At 64.5% G+C, this 18,933-nt stretch carries 14 protein-coding genes, 1 tRNA gene and 3 pseudogenes; 11 read left to right on the top strand and 7 right to left on the bottom strand.

What is annotated here, in order from left to right; translation table 11 throughout:
- Window positions 1–473: 473 nt before the first annotated feature.
- The 3 genes and pseudogenes from NTH_RS20560 (at window position 474) to gltX (ending at window position 2,297) form a co-directional block, all read left to right on the top strand.
- Entirely contained in the window at window positions 474–668 is a 195-nt protein-coding gene (locus NTH_RS20560; RefSeq protein WP_338531759.1) for a hypothetical protein, read from the top strand.
- Window positions 608–856, top strand: coding sequence for a hypothetical protein (locus tag NTH_RS20555; RefSeq protein ID WP_338531758.1), 249 nt, complete (start codon window positions 608–610; stop codon window positions 854–856). Before NTH_RS20560 ends, NTH_RS20555 begins: the two co-directional genes overlap by 61 nt.
- Window positions 857–926: 70 nt before the next feature.
- Window positions 927–2,297 (top strand): annotated as a pseudogene (gltX, locus tag NTH_RS20550) (glutamate--tRNA ligase).
- On the opposite strand, the gene NTH_RS20545 reads toward gltX, so the two are convergent.
- From NTH_RS20545 to NTH_RS20535, 3 genes and pseudogenes are all read right to left on the bottom strand, one after another.
- On the bottom strand, window positions 2,203–3,243 hold the full coding sequence (locus tag NTH_RS20545) for a DUF2865 domain-containing protein (RefSeq protein WP_338528077.1): 1,041 nt from the start codon (window positions 3,241–3,243) through the stop codon (window positions 2,203–2,205). The pseudogene gltX and the gene NTH_RS20545 overlap by 95 nt on opposite strands.
- Before the next feature lie 137 nt (window positions 3,244–3,380).
- Window positions 3,381–5,686: pseudogene (locus tag NTH_RS20540) on the bottom strand (NADP-dependent malic enzyme).
- A gap of 36 nt (window positions 5,687–5,722) precedes the next feature.
- Window positions 5,723–6,502: an SDR family oxidoreductase gene (locus tag NTH_RS20535; RefSeq protein ID WP_338528075.1), complete on the bottom strand. Its 780-nt coding sequence runs from the start codon at window positions 6,500–6,502 to the stop codon at window positions 5,723–5,725.
- Between the two features lie 213 nt (window positions 6,503–6,715).
- Here NTH_RS20535 and NTH_RS20530 point away from each other — a divergent pair, with 213 nt between their 5' ends.
- Entirely contained in the window at window positions 6,716–7,561 is an 846-nt protein-coding gene (locus tag NTH_RS20530) for a UDP-2,3-diacylglucosamine diphosphatase (RefSeq protein ID WP_338528074.1), read from the top strand.
- An 81-nt stretch (window positions 7,562–7,642) separates the two neighbouring features.
- Here the strand turns inward: NTH_RS20530 and dgcA are convergent.
- Window positions 7,643–8,625 (bottom strand): annotated as a pseudogene (dgcA, locus tag NTH_RS20525) (N-acetyl-D-Glu racemase DgcA).
- A gap of 115 nt (window positions 8,626–8,740) precedes the next feature.
- On the opposite strand from dgcA, the gene NTH_RS20520 reads away from it, so the two are divergent.
- From NTH_RS20520 to NTH_RS20505, 4 genes are all read left to right on the top strand, one after another.
- The gene (locus NTH_RS20520; RefSeq protein ID WP_338531757.1) at window positions 8,741–9,913 is read left to right on the top strand and encodes an ABC transporter permease; all 1,173 of its coding nucleotides are present in this window, start codon (window positions 8,741–8,743) and stop codon (window positions 9,911–9,913) included.
- The gene (locus tag NTH_RS20515) at window positions 9,913–10,719 is read left to right on the top strand and encodes an ABC transporter ATP-binding protein (RefSeq protein ID WP_338528072.1); all 807 of its coding nucleotides are present in this window, start codon (window positions 9,913–9,915) and stop codon (window positions 10,717–10,719) included. The genes NTH_RS20520 and NTH_RS20515 overlap by 1 nt, the downstream gene beginning before the upstream one ends.
- 29 nt (window positions 10,720–10,748) lie before the next feature.
- Window positions 10,749–12,122, top strand: coding sequence for an MlaD family protein (locus NTH_RS20510; protein ID WP_338531756.1), 1,374 nt, complete (start codon window positions 10,749–10,751; stop codon window positions 12,120–12,122).
- A gap of 66 nt (window positions 12,123–12,188) precedes the next feature.
- Window positions 12,189–12,785 carry an ABC-type transport auxiliary lipoprotein family protein gene (locus NTH_RS20505; RefSeq protein ID WP_338528071.1) on the top strand — a complete coding sequence of 199 codons (597 nt, stop codon included), beginning with the start codon at window positions 12,189–12,191 and terminating at the stop codon, window positions 12,783–12,785.
- 81 nt (window positions 12,786–12,866) lie between these two features.
- Here the strand turns inward: NTH_RS20505 and glnA are convergent, their stop codons facing one another.
- Together glnA and NTH_RS20495 are read right to left on the bottom strand one after the other, a co-directional pair.
- Window positions 12,867–14,276, bottom strand: a complete 1,410-nt coding sequence (gene glnA, locus NTH_RS20500) for a type I glutamate--ammonia ligase (protein WP_338531755.1) — start codon at window positions 14,274–14,276, stop codon at window positions 12,867–12,869.
- Between the two features lie 53 nt (window positions 14,277–14,329).
- Window positions 14,330–14,668 (bottom strand): P-II family nitrogen regulator, encoded by a 339-nt coding sequence (locus tag NTH_RS20495; protein WP_338531754.1) that lies wholly within the window; start codon window positions 14,666–14,668, stop codon window positions 14,330–14,332.
- Between the two features lie 305 nt (window positions 14,669–14,973).
- Between NTH_RS20495 and NTH_RS20490 the strand changes: the two genes are divergently transcribed.
- Window positions 14,974–16,458, top strand: coding sequence for an NAD(P)H-hydrate dehydratase (locus NTH_RS20490; protein ID WP_338531753.1), 1,485 nt, complete (start codon window positions 14,974–14,976; stop codon window positions 16,456–16,458).
- Window positions 16,459–16,461: 3 nt separating this feature from the next.
- Here the strand turns inward: NTH_RS20490 and NTH_RS20485 are convergent.
- Window positions 16,462–16,537: transfer RNA gene (locus tag NTH_RS20485), tRNA-Lys, on the bottom strand.
- Between the two features lie 220 nt (window positions 16,538–16,757).
- On the opposite strand from NTH_RS20485, the gene NTH_RS20480 reads away from it, so the two are divergent.
- Window positions 16,758–17,495 carry a cytochrome c biogenesis CcdA family protein gene (locus NTH_RS20480; protein WP_338531752.1) on the top strand — a complete coding sequence of 246 codons (738 nt, stop codon included), beginning with the start codon at window positions 16,758–16,760 and terminating at the stop codon, window positions 17,493–17,495.
- 72 nt (window positions 17,496–17,567) lie between these two features.
- Window positions 17,568–18,932: a bifunctional UDP-N-acetylglucosamine diphosphorylase/glucosamine-1-phosphate N-acetyltransferase GlmU gene (gene glmU, locus NTH_RS20475; protein WP_338531751.1), complete on the top strand. Its 1,365-nt coding sequence runs from the start codon at window positions 17,568–17,570 to the stop codon at window positions 18,930–18,932.
- Window position 18,933 lies beyond the last annotated feature (1 nt).

The raw sequence follows: 18,933 nt of genomic DNA, 5'->3' as shown, positions 1-18,933 counted from the left end.
TCGTCGTCACGGTCTACCTGCTCCGGCTCTTCGGCCAGGGAATGATGACGCAGAACGCCATGACCGCCATCGGCCGATGGTATGCGTCCCAGCGCGGCCGTGCCGTCTCGGTCGTGTCGCTGGCGTGGACGCGGGGTCGGCCACGATCCCCTTTTTCTTCGTCACGATTGCCGGGCTCGTGGGATGGCGCAACGGGTGGCTGGTCGCCGCGGCCGCCTTGACGGTGCTTGCGATGCCTCTCGTGGCAAGCCTGTTCGCGCAGGAGCGGCGCCCCCGGGCCAGCGATCCGCTGCGCGCGGCGGCGCCGTCCGCGACTGGACCCGAGCGGAGGTGCTGCGCGATCCGTTCTTCTACCTGTTGCTGCTGGGCATCATGGCGCCTGCCTTCATCGGCACGAGCATCTTCTTTCACCAGGTCTACCTGGTGGAACTGCGGGGTGGTCGCTGGAGGTCTTCGCGGCTTCCTTCACCTTCATGGCCGTGTCGACCGTGACGTTCGCGCTCATCTGCGGGCATCTGATCGACAAATTCTCCGCCACCGCGCTCCTTCCCGTCTTTCTCCTGCCCATGGCGCTTGCCTGTCTGGTGCTCGGCATGCTGGAGGCGCAGTGGAGCATTTTCGTGTTCATGGGCTGCTCGGCGTTTCCAGCGGTTTTTCGAACACGCTGATGGGCGCGTTGTGGCCGGAGGTCTACGGCACGCGTTTCCTCGGCGCGGTCCGCGCGATGACGGTGGCGGTCATGGTGTTCGCTTCGGCAATGGGACCGGGGCTGACCGGATATCTGATCGATCTCGGTGTGTCGTTTCCCCTGCAGGTGCTGGTCATGGCTTTTACTGCATTGCCGCGTCGGGCCTGATGCTGCTCGTTTCGCGGCGGCTTGCCTCGCGCGCCTTGCAAACGGCTGAACGGTCGGCTACGCCCGCCGCATGAACACAACGGTTCGTTTCGCACCGTCCCCGACGGGCCACATCATATCGGCAACGCGCGCACGGCGCTGTTCAACTGGCTTTTCGCGCTGAAGGCGGATGGGCGTTTCATCCTGCGTTTCGACGACACGGACGTCGAACGGTCGCGCCGGGAGTTCGCCCAGCAGATTGAGCGCGACCTGGAGTGGCTTGGCATTCACCCGCATGCCGTCGTCCGGCAGTCGGACCGTGTCCCGGTCTATGAGGCTGCGGCCGAAAGACTGAAGGCGGCAGGGCTTGTCTACCCTTGCTACGAGACCTCCGAGGAGCTTGAACGGCGGCGCCGCATCAGGCTTTCCCGCCGGCTTCCACCCGTCTATGGCCGCGAGGCGCTGAAGCTTGGCGGCGAGGAAAAGGCGGCGCTGGAAGCGGAGGCAGGCGCCCTCACTGGCGCTTCCTGCTGCCCAATTTCAGGGACAATCCGTTCGAGACCGAGCGCACGGAGGTGCATTGGGACGATATCGTCCGCGGCCGCAGACGGTGGATCTTGCTTCCATGTCCGATCCCGTCCTCATCCGCGAAGACGGAACGTTTCTCTACACACTGCCGTCGGTCGCCGACGATATCGAAATGGGCGTCACCCATATCATCCGCGGCGACGACCACGTAACCAACACGGGAGCGCAGATCGCCCTGTTCAACGCCCTGGGTGCCAAGGCGCCTTCCTTCGGGCACCATAATCTTCTTACCAGCGTGACCGGCGAAGGGCTTTCCAAGCGCACCGGTGCGCTATCGATATCGAGCCTGCGTGAGGCCGGCATAGAGCCCATGGCGGTCGCATCCCTTGCGGTGCTGATCGGAACATCCGGCCCCGTTGTCGCCTGCCGCAACATGGAGGAACTTGCCGCCCATTTTTCGCCGTCGTCCAGCTCGAAGTCCGCTGCGAAATTCGACCCGGCGGAATTGCGCGGGCTGAGCCGCAACCTCATCCAGGAAACGCCGTTCGAGGCGGTTGAAGACCGGCTGGCAGCGATGGGAATTGTCGGCGAGAAGGCCGAGCGCTTCTGGCTTGCCGTGCGCGGCAACCTTGAAACCGTCGGCGAGGCCGTCGATTGGTGGCGCATCGTTACCGAAGGCATTCAGCATCCGGTAGACCTTTCCGAAGAGGATCGCGATTTCGTGCGCCAGGCCATGAATCATCTGCCGCCCGAGCCTTGGGACGATCAGACCTGGACTGCATGGACGTCGGTTCTGAAAGAGCGGACCGGGCGCAAGGGAAAAGCGCTGTTCAAGCCGCTCAGGGTTGCGCTGACCGGACTGGAGTCCGGGCCGGAGCTCGCAAATCTATTGCCTCTGCTTGGTCGGGAAGAAACGTTGGCCCGACGACCCTGACCCGACGATCGCCCGCCGGCGCGCCCTCGCGAGGTTCGCGCTTGGCGGGTGCGACATCGACGGCCGCTTCGGTGCCTGTCTCTTGCGCTTCGGGATCGGGCCGCTGGATCGGGGCCGGTATCGACGCGACCTCCCGCTTGTCCGTTGCTCCAGCCAGGATGGTGAAGCTCTTCTTCTGTGCGGGAGCGGCGGCGCCGCACATAGGCGTGCGCACCGGTGCCTGTCGGTATCTGTAGGCCGTATCGAGCTCGGTGTACGGACTGCCGTCAGCCACGGAGACCATGGCGCTGCTCTCCTGCGCTGTCACGTCATAGGCGTATAGCGCCACTTGGGTGCCAAGGCACCGGGCCTGGCAGGCTGCCGCGTCCCGGTCGAACATGATTCTGGGAACGGAGAAGGAGATCGGGAAATAATAGCCGTCGCTGAGGCGGACGCACATGGTGCGGTAGACGGCACCGCCGGAGTCGGGCCGCGCGGCCTGCTGGTGTTTCGGAGCCTCCTTCCGGACCGGGACCGAAGCTGCGGGTCTGTTGCCGCACCCGTTCGCCTTGAGCGAGGCAAGGAGGCGTGCGCGCTCGCGCCGAGAGCCTGAGGGCACCGTCATCGTGCGGCGCTTGTTCTGCAGGTCCGCCAGGTTGCGCGCCATGCGGGCAATCGTGGCGTTGAGCTGCGCGCACTGCTGCGAGCGGCTCGCGAAGAGGCCGCCGCAGCGGGCGGTGCGTGCATTGTCGCGCGCGCGCCCGAGTTCGACGCCCTGCTGAGCGATGGCACGGTCGTATTTCGCCGCCTGACCGGCGGATGCGCTCGTAGGCAGGGAGGCCAGTTGTGCTTGCAGGCTGCGGCAGGCGCGTGACTGCGCTCCAGCCGGCTGTGCCAGGATCGGGACGCAGGCGAGCGCCAATGCCAACGCCCGCACCATATAGGCGATATGCCTGTGAGTGTTCATGCCCGCCCCCCGGGAAGGCGGCCGCGCCTTTCCCGAACTCCAGCAGCCGCCGAACCCTGCGTTCGACTGCTTTCAGCCACAATGCGCTCCCTCTAGCGCATCGGTCTTAAATACCACTTATCCGCGTACAAGCAAATTTAGCGAGCGTGGTGCTGCAGGGCTTCGACCGCCGCAAGCGCGGTCATGTTGACCACGCCGCGCGACGTGACGGAAGGCGTAAGGATGTGGGCTGGCCGTGCCGTACCCAGCAGGATCGGGCCGACATGCAGCGCGTCGGTCATCACCTTCACCGTGGTCAGGGTGATGTTCGCCGAATCGAGATTCGGGAAAACCAGCAGGTTGGCCTCGCCCTTCAGGCTGGCGTGCGGGAACACGCGCATGCGAAGGGTCTCCGACAGGGCAGAGTCGCCATGCATCTCGCCGTCGGCAATCAGGTTCGGTGCGATGCGATGCAGGATATCGGTCGCCTCGCGCATCTTCAGCGCGCTCGCCGAATCCCGCGAGCCGAAGTCGGAATGCGACAGCAACGCCGCCTTGGGCTCAATGCCGAAACGGCGGATCTCCTCGGCCGCAAGCACGGTCATCTCGGCGATTTCGGCGGCGCAAGGGTCGACGGTCACATAGGTATCGGTGAAGAACATGACGCCCTGCTGCGTGATCAGCATCGACAGGGCGGACAGTTCGTCCACGCCTTCACGGCGGCCGATGATCATGTCGACATTGCGCAGATGGCGCTCGAAACGGCCTTCAAGTCCGCAGATCATCGCGTCGGCCTCGTCGCGCATCATGGCGAGCGCGGCAATGACCGTGTTGTTGGTGCGGACCATCGTGCGGGCCGCCTCGGGCGTCACGCCACGCCGGCCGGTGAGGCGGCTCAGGAGATCGACATAGTCGCGGTAACGCGGGTCGTCCTCCGGGTTGACGATGGCGAAGTCCTTGTCGGGGCGGATACGCAGCCCGTAGCGCTTGAGGCGCGTCTCGATCACCTGGGGCCGGCCGATCAGGACGGGCTCGGCGATGCCTTCCTCAAGCACGACCTGGGCCGCGCGCAGCACCCTTTCGTCTTCGCCGTCGGCATATATGACGCGCTTCCGCCCCGCCGCCTTGGCGGCCGAGAAAACGGGCTTCATGATGAGCACCGAGCGGAAGACGAACCGGTTCAGCCGGTCGAGATAGGCGTCCATATCGGTGATCGGCCGTGTGGCAACGCCGCTTTCCATGGCGGCCTTGGCGACGGCGGGTGCGATCCGCAGGATGAGTCGTGGGTCGAAAGGCGAGGGGATGAGGAAGTCCGGCCCGAAGCCCGGTGTCTCGCCCGAATAGGCACGGGCCGCCACATCGGAGGTCTCCTCGCGCGCCAGTGCGGCGATGGCCCGCACGGCGGCCATCTTCATCTCCTCGTTGATCGCGGTTGCGCCCACGTCCAAGGCGCCGCGAAAGATGTAGGGGAAGCACAGGACGTTGTTGACCTGGTTCGGAAAGTCCGAGCGGCCGGTGCAGATCATCGCGTCCGGCCGGGCCTTCCGGGCAAGGTCCGGCATTATCTCCGGCTTGGGGTTGGCCAGCGCCAGGATCAGCGGACGATCCGCCATGTGCTCGAGCATTTCCGGCTTGAGGACGCCGGCCGCCGACAGGCCGAGGAAAATGTCTGCGCCGCCGATGACGTCAGCCAGCGTGCGCGCATCGGTGTCCTTGCAGTAGGGCTCCTTCCAGCGATCCATCTCCTCGGTGCGGCCACGATAAGCGACGCCGAAGCGGTCGGTGATCCAGATGTTCTCGATACTGGCGCCCAGATGAACCAGCAGGTTGAGGCAGGCGAGCGCGGCCGCGCCGGCGCCGGAAGTCACGATCTTCGCTTTCGCGATGTCCTTGCCGGCAAGCTCGAGCCCGTTGAGGATCGCGGCGGCGACGATGATGGCGGTGCCATGCTGGTCGTCGTGGAAGACCGGGATATCCATGATCTTCTTGAGCTGATCTTCCACCTCGAAGCATTCGGGCGCCTTGATGTCCTCGAGGTTGATGCCACCGAATGTCGGCTCCAGCGCCGACACGGTGTCCACCATGCGCGCAATGTCGGGTGCATCGATTTCGATATCGAATACGTCGATGCCGGCAAATTTCTTGAACAGAACCGCCTTGCCTTCCATCACGGGCTTGGAGGCCAGGGGCCGATATCGCCCAATCCCAGGACGGCGGAGCCATTGGAAACCACGGCCACCAGATTGGAACGCCCGGTATATTCGGCCGCCATTCCCGGATCTTCCTGAATGGCAAGGCATGGCGCCGCAACGCCGGGCGAGTAGGCGAGCGCGAGGTCGCGCTGATTGCCGAGCGGCTTCGTTGCCTGGATCTCCAGCTTTCCTGGAACGGGATATCGGTGAAAGAAGAGGGCTGCCTCGTCGAGATCCGCACTGTCGGTCGATAGGGGCTGGTCGTCCGCCATGAAATATTCCCTTGTCCGCTCGCGATGCGGGAAGAATTAGAATGCGCTGGTGTAGAGGCCGCCGTCCAGGATGAGATTCTGGCCGGTGATGTAGCCCGCATGCGAAGAGCACAGGAAAGCGCAGGCCTTGCCGAACTCCTCTGCCGTTCCGAACCGTTTGGCCGGGATTGCCTCCATCTGGAGCTTGGCCTGCTGCTCGACGCTCATTCCCGACGTTTCTGCGCCGCGGCGAATTCCGCCTTGCAGGCGCTCGGTATCCATCTTGCCGGGCAGGATGTTGTTGATGGTCACGTTGCTGGACGCCACGGTGCGGGACACCCCGGCAAGGAAGGCCGTGAGACCGGCGCGCGCGCCGGACGAAAGGTCGAGACCTTCGATCGGCATGTACACGGAAAGCGAGGTGATGTTGACGATACGGCCGAAACCGCGCTCGGCCATACCGTCCACCACGGCCTGAATGAGCTCGAGAGGAACGACCATGTTCTGGGTCACCCCGTCGAGCATCGCTTCGCGCGTAAGCTCCCGGAAGTCGCGCCGGGGAGGGCCGCCATTATTGTTGACGAGGATGTCTGGCGCGGGGCACGCGGCCAGAAGCGCCTTCTGGACCGCAGGCTCCGCCACGTCGCCGATGACCTCGGCGACCTCGGCGGAAAAGCGGTCGCGGATCTCCTCGGCCGTCCGCTTCACCGAATCGGCGCTGCGCCCGTTGACGACCACGCGGCAGCCGGCCTCCGCCAGCGCCATGGCGCAACCGCGGCCGAGGCCCCGGCTCGATGCGCAGACGATGGCGTTCTTCCCGCTGATGCCGAGATCCATGATTTTCTCCCCGATTTTCCGTCCGGTTCATCTAGCCGCAAGGGGGGCAATAAACAACCGTCATATGGCTGTGACATGAATCTGGCCATAGGAGGCGCGACCGCACTTGGAACGCCTTGAGGCCTCTGGAACGCACAAAATGCCCTCATTTCCTCGGTTTTCCGCATCCATGCGGAGCCCAAACGATTCGATCTGACCGCAGAAGGCTCTAGCATGGACGAAGCGATGACCGCCGCCACGCCCCACAGATACCGCACCATCTTCATCTCGGACGTTCACCTGGGATCGAAGCCCGCCAAGGCGGAATTCCTCATAGACTTCCTGCGCCATCACGAGGCGGAGACGATCTATCTGGTCGGAGATATCGTCGACGGTTGGCGGCTGCGGCGCTCCTGGCATTGGCCGCAGGCCCATAACGACGTCGTGCAAAAGCTGCTGCGCAAGGCGCGCAAGGGGACGAGAATCTACTATATCGCCGGCAATCACGACGAGTTCCTGCGGCCTTTCCAGGGCGTGCATTTCGGCGGGATCGTGGTGGCCGACCGCATTGTCCACGAGGCCGCGGACGGAAAGCGCTTTCTGGTCATCCATGGCGACCAGTTCGACGCCGTGGTGCACAATGTCCGCTGGCTCGCCTATCTCGGCGATAAGGCCTATGACGGTGCCATTCTGGTTAATCGGGCCGTCGGCTTCTTCCGCCGGCTCATGGGGCGGCCCTACTGGTCGTTCTCCTCCTGGGCCAAGGTCAAGGTCAAGAAGGCCGTGAAGTTCATCAGTTCCTTTCAGGACATCCTGGCGCAGGAAGCGGTGCGGTCGAATGTCGACGGAGTGATCTGCGGCCATATCCATCACGCCGCGATCGAGGACATCGCCGGCGTGCGCTACATGAACACCGGCGACTGGGTGGAGAGTTGCACCGCGCTGGTCGAGGATTTCGACGGCCGTTTCGACATTCTGTCATGGACGGGCCATCCCGCGTTGACGACAGCGGCCGAACGTGGGCGCAAACGCCTGGAAGCCGGCATCCGCCCGAAGCCGGTCGAAGTCGAACCGGCCTAGATCCGTTCACCATTTCACAAGAGCGCCGAACCGTATGCAATTCTAGACCGAAGACCGGCTTCCACTTTTCCTGGAAGCACTCTAGCCCCACAGGTCGGGATCGGGCGGCGAAACGAGGGCACCGGAATAGCGGAGCCCCGGCACACGGTCTTCCCTGAGCATCAATGGCCCGTCGAGGTCCACAAAATCGGCGTCTTGCGCCAACAAGACGCCGGGCGCCATGGCAAGCGACGTGCCGACCATGCAGCCGATCATTATCGAGAAGCCGAGTTCACGGCCCTTTTCGCGCAGTTCCAGCGCTGCCGTCAGGCCACCGGTCTTGTCGAGCTTGATGTTGATGGCGTCGTAAAGGCCGCGCATCGCTTCCAGATCATCGGCGGTATGCAGGCTTTCGTCGGCGCAGACCGGCACGGCGTGGGGAATATCCCGTAATATCGCATCCTTCCCCGCGGGCAGCGGCTGCTCTACCAGCGCCACATTGTGATGGGCGCAGGCCAAAAGATTGTCTTTTATGTTGTCGTCGTTCCAGCCTTCATTGGCGTCGACGATGAGCCGGCTGTTCGGCGCGGCCGCTGCGACTGCTCGAATGCGGGCCACGTCATTGGCGCCGCCGACCTTCACCTTGAGCAGCGGCCGGTCCGAGACGGCGCGCGCCCGTGTGGCCATCTCGTCGGGCTCTCCGAGCGAGATCGTGTAGGCGGTCGTCACGGGCCGCGGCGGCTGCCGGCAGACGTGCTCGTAAACGGGCTTGCCGCTCCGCTTGGCTTCCAGATCCCACAGGGCGCAGTCGATGGCGTTGCGCGCCGCCCCTGCCGGCATCTTCGACATGAGTTCCCGCCGCGTGATGCCGTCGGCAATGTCGGAGCGGAGGCTTTCAATGAGTTCAACGACCCCTTCCAGTGTCTCCCATAGCGCTTGTACGGCACGCACTCCCCGCGCCCGGTCGCCCTGTCGTCGCCGATAATGCAGGTGACGACAGTCGCTTCCGTGCGCGATTCCCTGGAAATGCGGAAAACGCCGGCAATGGGAAAGCGCTCGACTTCGACGATCAGGGAAAGCGGCATGGGTCCTCTCGGGTTCGTCTGTTGTGGGCAAGCCTCTATCCGAAGCCGCGCGGGGCGAAATCGGTTCCCACGGAACGGGTTGATGCGCTAAAGCACGTTTATGGCGAGCAGTGAGATGACGCAAGCACATGACGAAGGCCAGCCTGGGGCGGTGCGCGCCCCGGCCGTGGAAACCTCGTCCGACGGCGGCACGCTGGCCTGCCGGCTTGCCGGTGACTGGACCACGCGGACGGTGGGCCTCGTCGACGGCGATATGCGGGCACTTCTGGCACGCGACGATTTCGAAACGCTGGAACTCGACCTTTCCCGAACGGGCTATCTGGACACGGCCGGAGCATGGCTGATCGCCCGGCTCATCGCCGAACAGCGGCGGCGCGGGGCAACCGTCGAGATCAGCGGCGAAAGCGCTGCCGCCAGAATATTGCTGGAGGCCGTCGAGCCAATCGCGGAACAGCCGGAATTGCCGCCCAAGCCGCCGCGGGACGGCTGGCTCGTTCGTATTCCCATGGCTGTCGGCCGCTCCATGTACGAAGCGCGCGACGATATACGCTACGGGCTTCACATCCTCGGGGCCACCGTCAGCGGCGCCCAGATGAAGCTGGGCCGCAAGCATGCCATCAACCCGGCGGCCATCGTCAGCCAGATCGACCGGATGGGCGTGGGCGCCGTGCCGATCATCGTGTTGATGTCGGCTATCGTCGGCGCCATCATCGCCCAGCAGGGCGCGTTCCAGCTGCGCTATTTCGGCGCGGAGATATTCGTTGTCGACCTTGTCGGCATCCTGATCCTTCGCGAGCTCGGCGTGCTGATGACGGCGATCATGATCTCCGGCCGCTCCGGAAGTGCGATCACCGCCGAAATTGGCTCCATGAAGATGCGGGAGGAAGTCGACGCCCTTACCGTGATCGGCCTCAACCCCGTTGGCGTGCTGGTGTTTCCGCGCCTCGTCGCCCTCGTGATCGCCATACCGTGCCTTACCATCGTAGCCAATTTCGCCGCGCTGGCTGGCGCGATGGCCACGGCCTGGCTTTATTCGGGCATCCCGCCGGCTGCCTTCATCGACCGACTGCGTGAGGCCATCGATCTGTCGAGCATCTTCGCCGGCCTCATCAAAGCGCCGTTCATGGCGCTGATCATCGGCGTGATCGCCTCGGTCGAAGGCATGAAGGTCGGCGGCAGCGCCGAGTCGCTCGGCAGCCACGTCACGGCCTCGGTGGTGAAGGCCATATTCGTCGTCATCGTGGTGGACGGGATGTTTGCCATGTTCTACGCGGCGATCGATTTTTGATGGCCGCATCGCCCCAAAACGACGGCGCCGAGCCGGCGCAGAACGAACGGCGCGAGGTGGTGCTCTCGGCGCGGGACGTCAGCGTGAGGTTCGGCGAGACAAGCGTTCTGGAAAACCTGTCGCTGGACGTGTATCGCGGCGAAATCCTGGGCTTCGTCGGCGCTTCCGGGTCGGGAAAGTCGGTGCTGCTGCGCGCCATACTGGGCCTGGTGCCCAAGGCCGCCGGGTCGATCTGCCTGTTCGACAAGGACCTGCAGCATCTGGACGAGCACGAGCGCATGCTGCTCGACATGCGCCTCGGCGTCATGTTCCAGCACGGCGCCCTGTTTTCGGCGTTGACCGTCCTGGAGAACATTCAGGTCCCCATGCGCGAATATCTCGACCTGCCGAAGGCGCTCATGAACGAGCTGGCGCTGCTCAAGGTGGAACTGGTGGGGCTGCCGCGCGATGCCGCTTACAAGCACCCTTACGAATTGTCGGGAGGCATGATCAAGCGCGCCGCGCTTGCCCGCGCCCTGGCGCTTGATCCCGACATCGTGTTCCTGGACGAACCCACTTCCGGCCTCGATCCGATCGGTGCGGCCGACTTCGACGAGTTGGTCGCCAAGATGCGCGATACGATGGGCCTGACCGTTTATATGGTGACCCATGATCTCGACAGCCTGTTGACGGCATGCGATCGCATTGCCGTGCTGGGCAAGAAACGTGTACTGGTGGAAGGCACTGTCGACGACATGATGCAAAGCGAGGAGCCGTGGGTGAAGTCCTATTTCCGGGGCAAGCGCGCGCGGCGTATAGATCGCTGACGAACAGATATAAAGAAGACGTCTAACTGATGGAAACAAAAGCAAATTATGTCGTCGTCGGGTTGTTCACGATCCTTGCCGTTCTGGCGGCATTCGGGTTCGTCTACTGGACGGCTGCAATCGGCGATCGCGGCGAGACCGCTACGCTGCGTTTCCGCATCCCCGGTTCGGCGTCCGGACTTCGACGTGGCAGCGCGGTTCTTTTCAACGGTGTCCAGGTGGGCGATGTCCGCCGCGTCTATCTCGACCTTACCAATCCGAGCGTTGCCATCGCCGATGCGGAGGTCGACCGGCTGACGCCCATCACGCGCTCGACGCAGGCCGATGTCGGGCTGGCGGGTCTCACCGGAACGGCAAATATCGAACTGAAGGGCGGGGATCCCGATGAGCCGAACCTCCTCGAACTGGCCGAGGAGCAGAATACGGTCGCCGAGATCACGGCGAGCCCTTCCGCAGTGACGAACCTGCTGCAGACGGCCCAAAGCCTCCTGACGCGCGCCGACAACGTCATCGGGGAACTGGAGGGCTTCGTGACCGACGCGCGCGGTCCGTTGACGGAGACGCTACGCAATGTCGAGACCTTCTCTGCCTCGCTGTCGCGCAATGCCGAAGGCATCGACCGCTTCCTCGAAAATGTCAGCAACCTGTCCGGCACCATCGCGAAGGTTTCGGACCAGCTCGAAACGACCCTGCAGGCAGCCGAGGAACTGATCGTTTCCGTCGACAGGGAGCGGGTGGCCAAGATCGTCGGCAATATCGACACGTTCACCAGCCGGCTGGCGAGCGCCAGCGACGAGCTCGACACGATCATGGCGGGCGTTGACGAGGCGGTCGCCTCGATCGGCGACTTCTCGCGCAATGCGACCGTCACGCTCGGCAAGGTCGATGACGTGCTGGAGGGAGTGGACGCCGCGGCCGTGGCCACGGCCGTTCAGAATTTCGAGCAGGCGAGCACCGCCGTCAACGAGGCTTCGAAGGACATCGCCCGCGTCAGCCAGACGATCGGCGGACGCACCGAGGATATCGATCAGTTCATCTCCGACGCGGGCCAGCTTGCCAGTCGGCTCAACCAGGCCTCCGTTCGCGTCGATGGCGTGCTGGCGAAGCTCGACGGCATGCTGGACGCGGGCGAAGGCGAGGACCTGATTGGAGAGGCGCGAGCCACGCTGCAATCGTTCCGCCAGGTGGCCGAAACGCTGAATGCCCGCATAGGACCGATCACCGAGGGGCTTTCGCGCTTTTCCGTTCAGGGATTGCGCGAGGTGGAGGCGCTGGTGCAAGACTCCCGGCGCGCGATCAACCGCATAGAGCGCGCCGTCACCGAATTCGAGCAGAACCCGCAACGCATCATTACCGGTGGGGAAGGCTCCATTCGGCGCTATGAGGGCCGCCAGCGCCGTTGACAAGGACAGATCGGCCCCGCAAGACTTTCGACCTGTACGGGGGCAGGGGATTTCCGGGAGCTCGAATTGAGAAGATTGCGCATTGCATGCGGGCTTGCACTCGCCGCTTCCCTGAGCGGATGCGCAGCCATTCCCGGCTTCGGTCCGCCGCCGGTCGACGCCTATGAGCTGAGTTCACCGCGCGTCGAGAGCGGCCGTCGGCTGGCGCGTGTCCAGATATTGATTGCCGAGCCGGACGCGCTGAAAGTGTTCGACGGCGAGAACATCGTCGTTCGGACCCGGGATGGCGCCGTCCAACTCCTCGGCGGCGCGCGCTGGGCCGATAATCTGCCCAACATCGTCCAGGCCAAGCTCTCCGCGGCCTTTCAGTCGACCGATGCGCTTGGCGGCGTCGGCAAGCCAGGCGATGGGCTCGCCATCGATTATCAGATCATTCCGGAAATCCGCGCATTCGAGATTCGCGCCGATGGCGGCGAGGCGGCTTTCGTCGAGCTTTACGTCCGCGTTTTGAACGACCGCACGGGCGTCGTCCGGGCCTCGCAGACCTTCGTGGCCAGCGCGCCTGTCAGCGGAAGCGGCAACAATGCCTATTTCCGTGCGCTCGACGCCGCCTTCCAGGTTGCCGCCGCCGAAATCGTCAGCTGGTCGCTCGACCGTCTGTAGCCGCCCGCCCGCCGCCGGCAAACGAAAAACCCCCGGCGTTTCCACCGGGGGTTCTGCTCGTTGCAAAGCGCGTGGCGCGGATCAGACCGAGTAGTACATATCGAACTCGACCGGATGCGGCGTCATCTCGAAACGCAGCACTTCGGCCATCTTGAGTTCGATGTAGGAATCGATCTGGTCGTCGTCGAACACGCCGCCGGCTTTGAGGAAGCCGCGATCCTTGTCGAGGCTCATCAGGGCTTCGCGCAGGGAGCCGCAGACGGTCGGGATCTTCTTCAGCTCCTTGGCCGGCAGGTCGTAGAGATCCTTGTCCATCGGCTGGCCGGGGTGGATCTTGTTCTTGATGCCGTCGAGGCCGGCCATCAGCATGGCCGCGAAGGCCAGGTATGGATTTGCCGACGGGTCGGGGAAGCGGACCTCGACGCGCTTGGACTTCGGCGAGGAGCCGAAGGGAATGCGGCAGGAGGCCGAACGGTTGCGCGCGGAATAGGCGAGCAGGACCGGTGCCTCGAAGCCCGGAACCAGGCGCTTGTAGGAGTTGGTCGAGGGGTTGGTGAAGGCGTTGATCGCCTTGGCATGCTTGATGATGCCGCCGATATAATAGAGGCAGGTCTCGGAAAGCCCGGCATATTCGTTGCCCGCGAAGGTGGGCTTGCCGTCTTTCCAGATCGACTGGTGCACGTGCATGCCGGAGCCGTTGTCGCCATAGATGGGCTTGGGCATGAAGGTGGCCGTCTTGCCATAGGCGTTGGCGACCTGGTGGACGACGTATTTGTAGACCTGCTGCATGTCGGCGGTGCGGGTCAGCGTGTCGAACTTCATTCCGAGCTCGTGCTGGGCGGCGGCCACCTCGTGGTGGTGCTTCTCAATCTTCACCCCCATCTCGCCCATGACCGTGAGCATCTCGGAGCGCATGTCCTGGCAGGAATCGATGGGCGGAACCGGGAAATATCCGCCCTTGACGCGCGGACGGTGACCGAGATTGCCGGTCTCATATTCCGTGTCGTCGTTGGACGGCAGTTCGGTCGAGTCCAGCTTGAAACCGGTGTTGTAGGGGTCGGCCTTGTACCTGACGTCGTCGAAGACGAAGAATTCCGCCTCGGGGCCGACATAAACGGTGTCCCCGAAGCCTTCCGACTTCACATAGGCTTCCGCCTTCTTGGCGGTGCCGCGCGGATCACGATTATAGGATTCGCCGGAAACCGGATCGAGAATGTCGCAGATCACCGCCATGGTGGATTGGGCGAAGAAGGGGTCCATATGGGCCGATTCGGTGTCCGGCATCAGCACCATGTCGGACTCGTTGATGGCCTTCCAGCCGGCGATCGATGAGCCGTCGAACATGACGCCGTCGGCGAACATGTCCTCGTCCACGGAGCCCACATCCATGGTCACGTGCTGCATCTTGCCCTTGGGGTCGGTAAAGCGCAGATCGACGTATTTCACGTCGTTTTCCTTGATCTGCTTCATAAGGTCCTGTGCTGTCGTCATTCTTTTCAAATCCCTGTCTATGACAACTCTTCAACAATCGGTTCGGTGGCCGTTCAGACCGCGTCCGGTCCGGTCTCGCCGGTGCGGATGCGGATCACTTCCTCGACATTCGTGACGAATATCTTCCCGTCGCCGATCCGGCCGGTCTGCGCGGCCTTGCGGATGGCGTCGATAGCGGCCTCGACCATGTCGTCGGCGAGCACCACCTCGATCTTCACCTTCGGCAGGAAGTCGACGACATATTCGGCGCCACGGTAGAGCTCCGTATGTCCCTTCTGGCGGCCGAAACCTTTCGCCTCGGTGACGGTGATGCCCTGAAGCCCGACTTCCTGAAGGGCTTCCTTCACCTCGTCGAGCTTGAACGGTTTGATGATCGCCTCGATCTTCTTCATGCTTTGGCGGCCTCCGATTGCTTTGTAAAGCAGGGTTTCGCCCCCCGCTCCCGTTATCGTATGCACGAAGCGTGCCAGTTCATGCGCGGGCGTTCCGGCACGGGGCGGGAGTGGCTTTTCGCCGGGAAGCGCGGCCCGCTGTGCAGATGATGGCGCTTGGTCGGGCCGTGCTGCCCGGCTGACATGCAGTCTGCACCCTAACAAGTGATCAATTATTGTGCACCATGCAAAAAGAATTAGCAGAGCGCGAAATGCAATTGCCGCGACGGGCGGCGTCGTGGAAACTTGTCGCACAAAGGGCCGCCATGATTGAACTGCTTACGCCGCAAGAGATGAGCCGCGCCGACGCGCTGGCCATGGAGAAGGGACCGCATGACGGCGCGGGCCTGATGGACCGTGCGGGTGCCGCCGTCGCGGACGCGGTTCTCGCACGGTTCGCCGGTGCGGCCGGCTTCGACATTCTGTGCGGGCCCGGCAACAATGGCGGCGATGGCTATGTCGTTGCCGATCTCCTTCGGGAGCGGGGTCTCGACACAAAGGTCTGGCGGCTGGCGATGCCGCGCCAAGGGTCCGACTGCGAAGCGGTGGCGGCGCGGTGCCACGCCGAATGCGCTCCCCTCGAGGATTATCGGCCGCTGCCGGGGCGCATCGCCGTCGACGCGCTGTTTGGCGCCGGGCTCTCCAAACCGGTCGGGGGCGCGGCAGCCCGCGTTCTGGGCAGCCTGGCGGAAACCGGTGTGCGCGTGGTCGCGGTGGACCTGCCTTCCGGCGTTTCCGGCGCCACCGGCCAGGTGCTGGGCATTGCCGCGCCGGCGGCGCTGACAGTCACCTTCTTCCGGCGCAAGCCCGGCCATCTGCTTTATCCCGGCCGGGCGCTGTGCGGCGAAACGCTGGTCGCCGATATCGGCATAGACGCCCGTGTGCTCGACGAGATCGCGCCGCGGTGCTTCGTCAACGATCCGGCGCTTTGGCGGGCGGAGTGGCCGGTCATGGAGCCGGACCTGCATAAGTATCGCCGCGGTCATGTCGGAGTGTTCTCCGGCGGGCCGATGGCGACCGGCGCGGCGCGGCTTTCGGCGCGGGCGGCGGCCCGGATCGGGGCAGGGGCCGTCACCTTGCTGTCGCCGGGCGCTGCGCTGGCCGTCAATGCCATGCACCTGACCTCGATCATGTTGCGCCGGGTGGAAGAGGAGCGGGAACTTCTCGAGTTCCACGAGGAACGGCGGCCGAAGGCCTATGTGCTGGGGCCGGGTTTCGGCATTGGCGAGCTGACGCGCCGCTTCGCCGAAGCGATTCTGCAAGCCCAGCAAGGCGCCGGACTGGTGCTCGACGCCGATGCAATAACGGCCTTCGCCGGAGACCCCCAACGGTTGGCCGACGCCGCCTCGAAAAGGCGTGGCGATCTCTTCCTGACGCCCCATGCCGGCGAATACGCCCGTCTCTTCCCGGATCTTGGCGGCGATGACGATCTTTCCAAGCTCGACCGGGCGCGCAAGGCAGCCGCCCACATGAACGCCGTGGTCGTCTACAAGGGTGCCGATACGGTGATTGCCGCGCCCGACGGCCGCGCGGCGATCAACGCCAATGCCGGGCCGCACCTTGCGACCGCCGGCAGCGGCGACGTTCTCGCCGGCATGATCGCCGGCCTGTGCGCCCGAGGCATGCCCGGCTTCGAGGCGGCCGCAGCCGCGGTCCATCTGCACGGCGAGGCCGGAAATGGCTGCGGAGCAGGCCTGATCGCCGAAGACCTGCCCGAACGCCTGCCGGAGATTTTGCGGGACTATCCCTGAGAATGGTGAGCGCGCAGGGGCTCGAACCCTGGACCTACTGATTAAAAGTCAGTTGCTCTACCAGCTGAGCTACGCGCTCGCACGGGTGTGGTTACTTCCCGTGAAAGTGCGGCGGAACATAGTGAGAGGCCCTTGCGGGGTCAACCGCAAATGACGGCTTTGCGGGCGCGGTTGACGCTTTTCATCGCCGGCCTCGGGGGATGGACGGATGTGCGGCGCTTTGACCACGCGATCGTTATTGGAGCGTGTCGGCATGCGCGGCTATATGGTCGTCGGGCGGCAAGGAGAGACTGGAGCGAATGGCACTCGACATCGGATATACAAGCGCCCTGCTCGCGGGAGGACTGTCGTTCCTGTCGCCTTGCGTTCTGCCGCTGGTCCCCCCCTATCTTTGCTATATGGCCGGCGTGTCGGTGGAAGATTTCCGGCAGGGCGCCGGTGCCCTGCGTGCCAGGCTGCCGCTGCTCGCATCCGCCTTGACCTTCGTGCTCGGCTTCTCGACCGTTTTCGTGGCGCTGGGCGCCGGCGCGTCCACGATCGGCGGGCTGCTGCGCACCTACCAGCAGGAACTGGCGATGGTGGCCGGCGTGCTGATCATCGTCATGGGGCTCAATTTCCTCGGCCTCGTGCGCATCCCGTTCCTGTCTCGCGAGGCCCGCCTGCACTCGGGAGGCAAGCCTGCGAGCCTTGGCGCCGCCTATCTGATGGGGCTGGCCTTTGCCTTCGGCTGGACGCCCTGCATCGGGCCGGTGCTCGGGCCCATCCTCACGCTGGCGGGCGGGCGCGAGACGGTGGGCGAAGGGGCGATGCTGCTCGGCGTCTATTCGGCCGGGCTCGGCATTCCGTTCCTGATCGCCGCGCTCTTCTCCGGCGCGTTCATGACTTTCCTGCAGCGGTTCCGGGTCCATCTCGGTCGCGTTGAAAAAGTCATCGGCGCGCTGCTGGTGCTGGCCGGCGTCCTGTTTCTGACGGGAGGGATGCAGTCGATGGCCTATTGGATGCTGGAGACATTTCCGGCGCTGGGGCGTCTTGGCTGAGCGCTTTCGGGCCGTTTGACGCGCCGGCGCGGGGTGCTACAGATCGGCCATGAAGGAATCGAGGGCCATCCGATGAGCGAGAGAAGCTGCCTTGCCGTCATCCTTGCCGCCGGCGAGGGAACGCGCATGAAGAGTTCATTGCCGAAGGTTCTGCACGAGGTGGGCCGGCTGCCCATGATCGGCCATGTGCTTGCTGCCGCGCGCCAGGCCGGCGCCAATGGCGAGGCTGTCGTCATCGGCCATGGCGCCGAGGAGGTGCGGGCGGCGGTCGAACTTCAGGCTGGCGCCTCCGGCCGGTCGCCGGAGGTCTTCGTGCAGCGGGAACGCCTCGGCACGGCCCATGCGGTGCTGGCGGCGCGCCAGGCGATCGCCCGCGGCTATGACGACGTGCTCGTCGTCTTCGGCGACCACCCGCTGCTTCAGCCCGAGGTGCTCATGGACGCGCGCGCCAGGCTGGCGGCCGGCGCGGCGGTGGCCGTGCTCGGTTTCCGGCCGCCGGTTCCGACCGGCTATGGACGTCTGGTCGAGAACGACGGGCGGCTCATAGCCATTCGCGAGGAGAAGGACTGCACGGAAGCGGAGAGGAAGATCGGTTTTTGCAACAGCGGCATCATGGCGATCGCCGGCGAGCACGCACTGCCGCTCCTGGATGCCGTCGGCAACGACAATGCCAAGGGCGAGTTCTATCTGACCGACATCGTCGAGATCGCGCATGGCCTGGGCCTGTCGGTGAAGGCGGTCGAAGCGTCGTTCGAGAATGCGCTCGGCGTCAACAACCGCGCGGAACTGGCGGAGGCCGAGGCCATCTGGCAAAGGCGCAAGCGCCTCCAATCGATGCTTTCCGGCGTCACCCTCGTCGCGCCGGAGACCGTTTTCTTCTCCCATGACACGGAGATAGGGGCCGATACGCTGGTGGAGCCGAATGTCGTCTTCGGTCCCGGCGTCAAGGTCGCCGGCGGCGCCACCATCCATGGCTTCTGCCATATCGAGGATTCGCAAATCGCGGCCGGCGCCAAGATCGGCCCCTTTGCCAGGCTTCGCGGAGGGTCGATGGTTCTGGAAAAGGCCAAGGTGGGCACGTTTTGCGAGATCAAGAAGGCGCGGATCGAGCCGGGCGCCAAGGTGCCGCATCTGTCCTATATCGGCGATGCGGTCATAGGCTGCGGCTCGAATATCGGCGCCGGGACGATCACCTGCAACTATGACGGCGTGAACAAGCACCTGACCGAGATCGGCGCGGACGTCTTCATCGGCACCAATTCGTCACTGGTCGCACCGCTCAAGGTAGGTGCAGGCGCCTATGTGGCCGCCGGCAGCGTGGTCACGGACGACGTGCCGGACGACGCGCTGGCTTTCGGCCGCGCGCGGCAGGTCACGCGGGAAGGCCGAGGCAAGCAACTGCGCGAGCGGATGGCACGGGCGAAGAAGAAGGGCTGAT

The organism is Nitratireductor thuwali (assembly GCF_036621415.1).
Lineage (GTDB): Bacteria > Pseudomonadota > Alphaproteobacteria > Rhizobiales > Rhizobiaceae > Chelativorans > Chelativorans thuwali.
The sequence above is the reverse complement of the archived record's forward strand: the minus strand, read 5'-3'. Positions and strand labels throughout refer to the sequence as shown.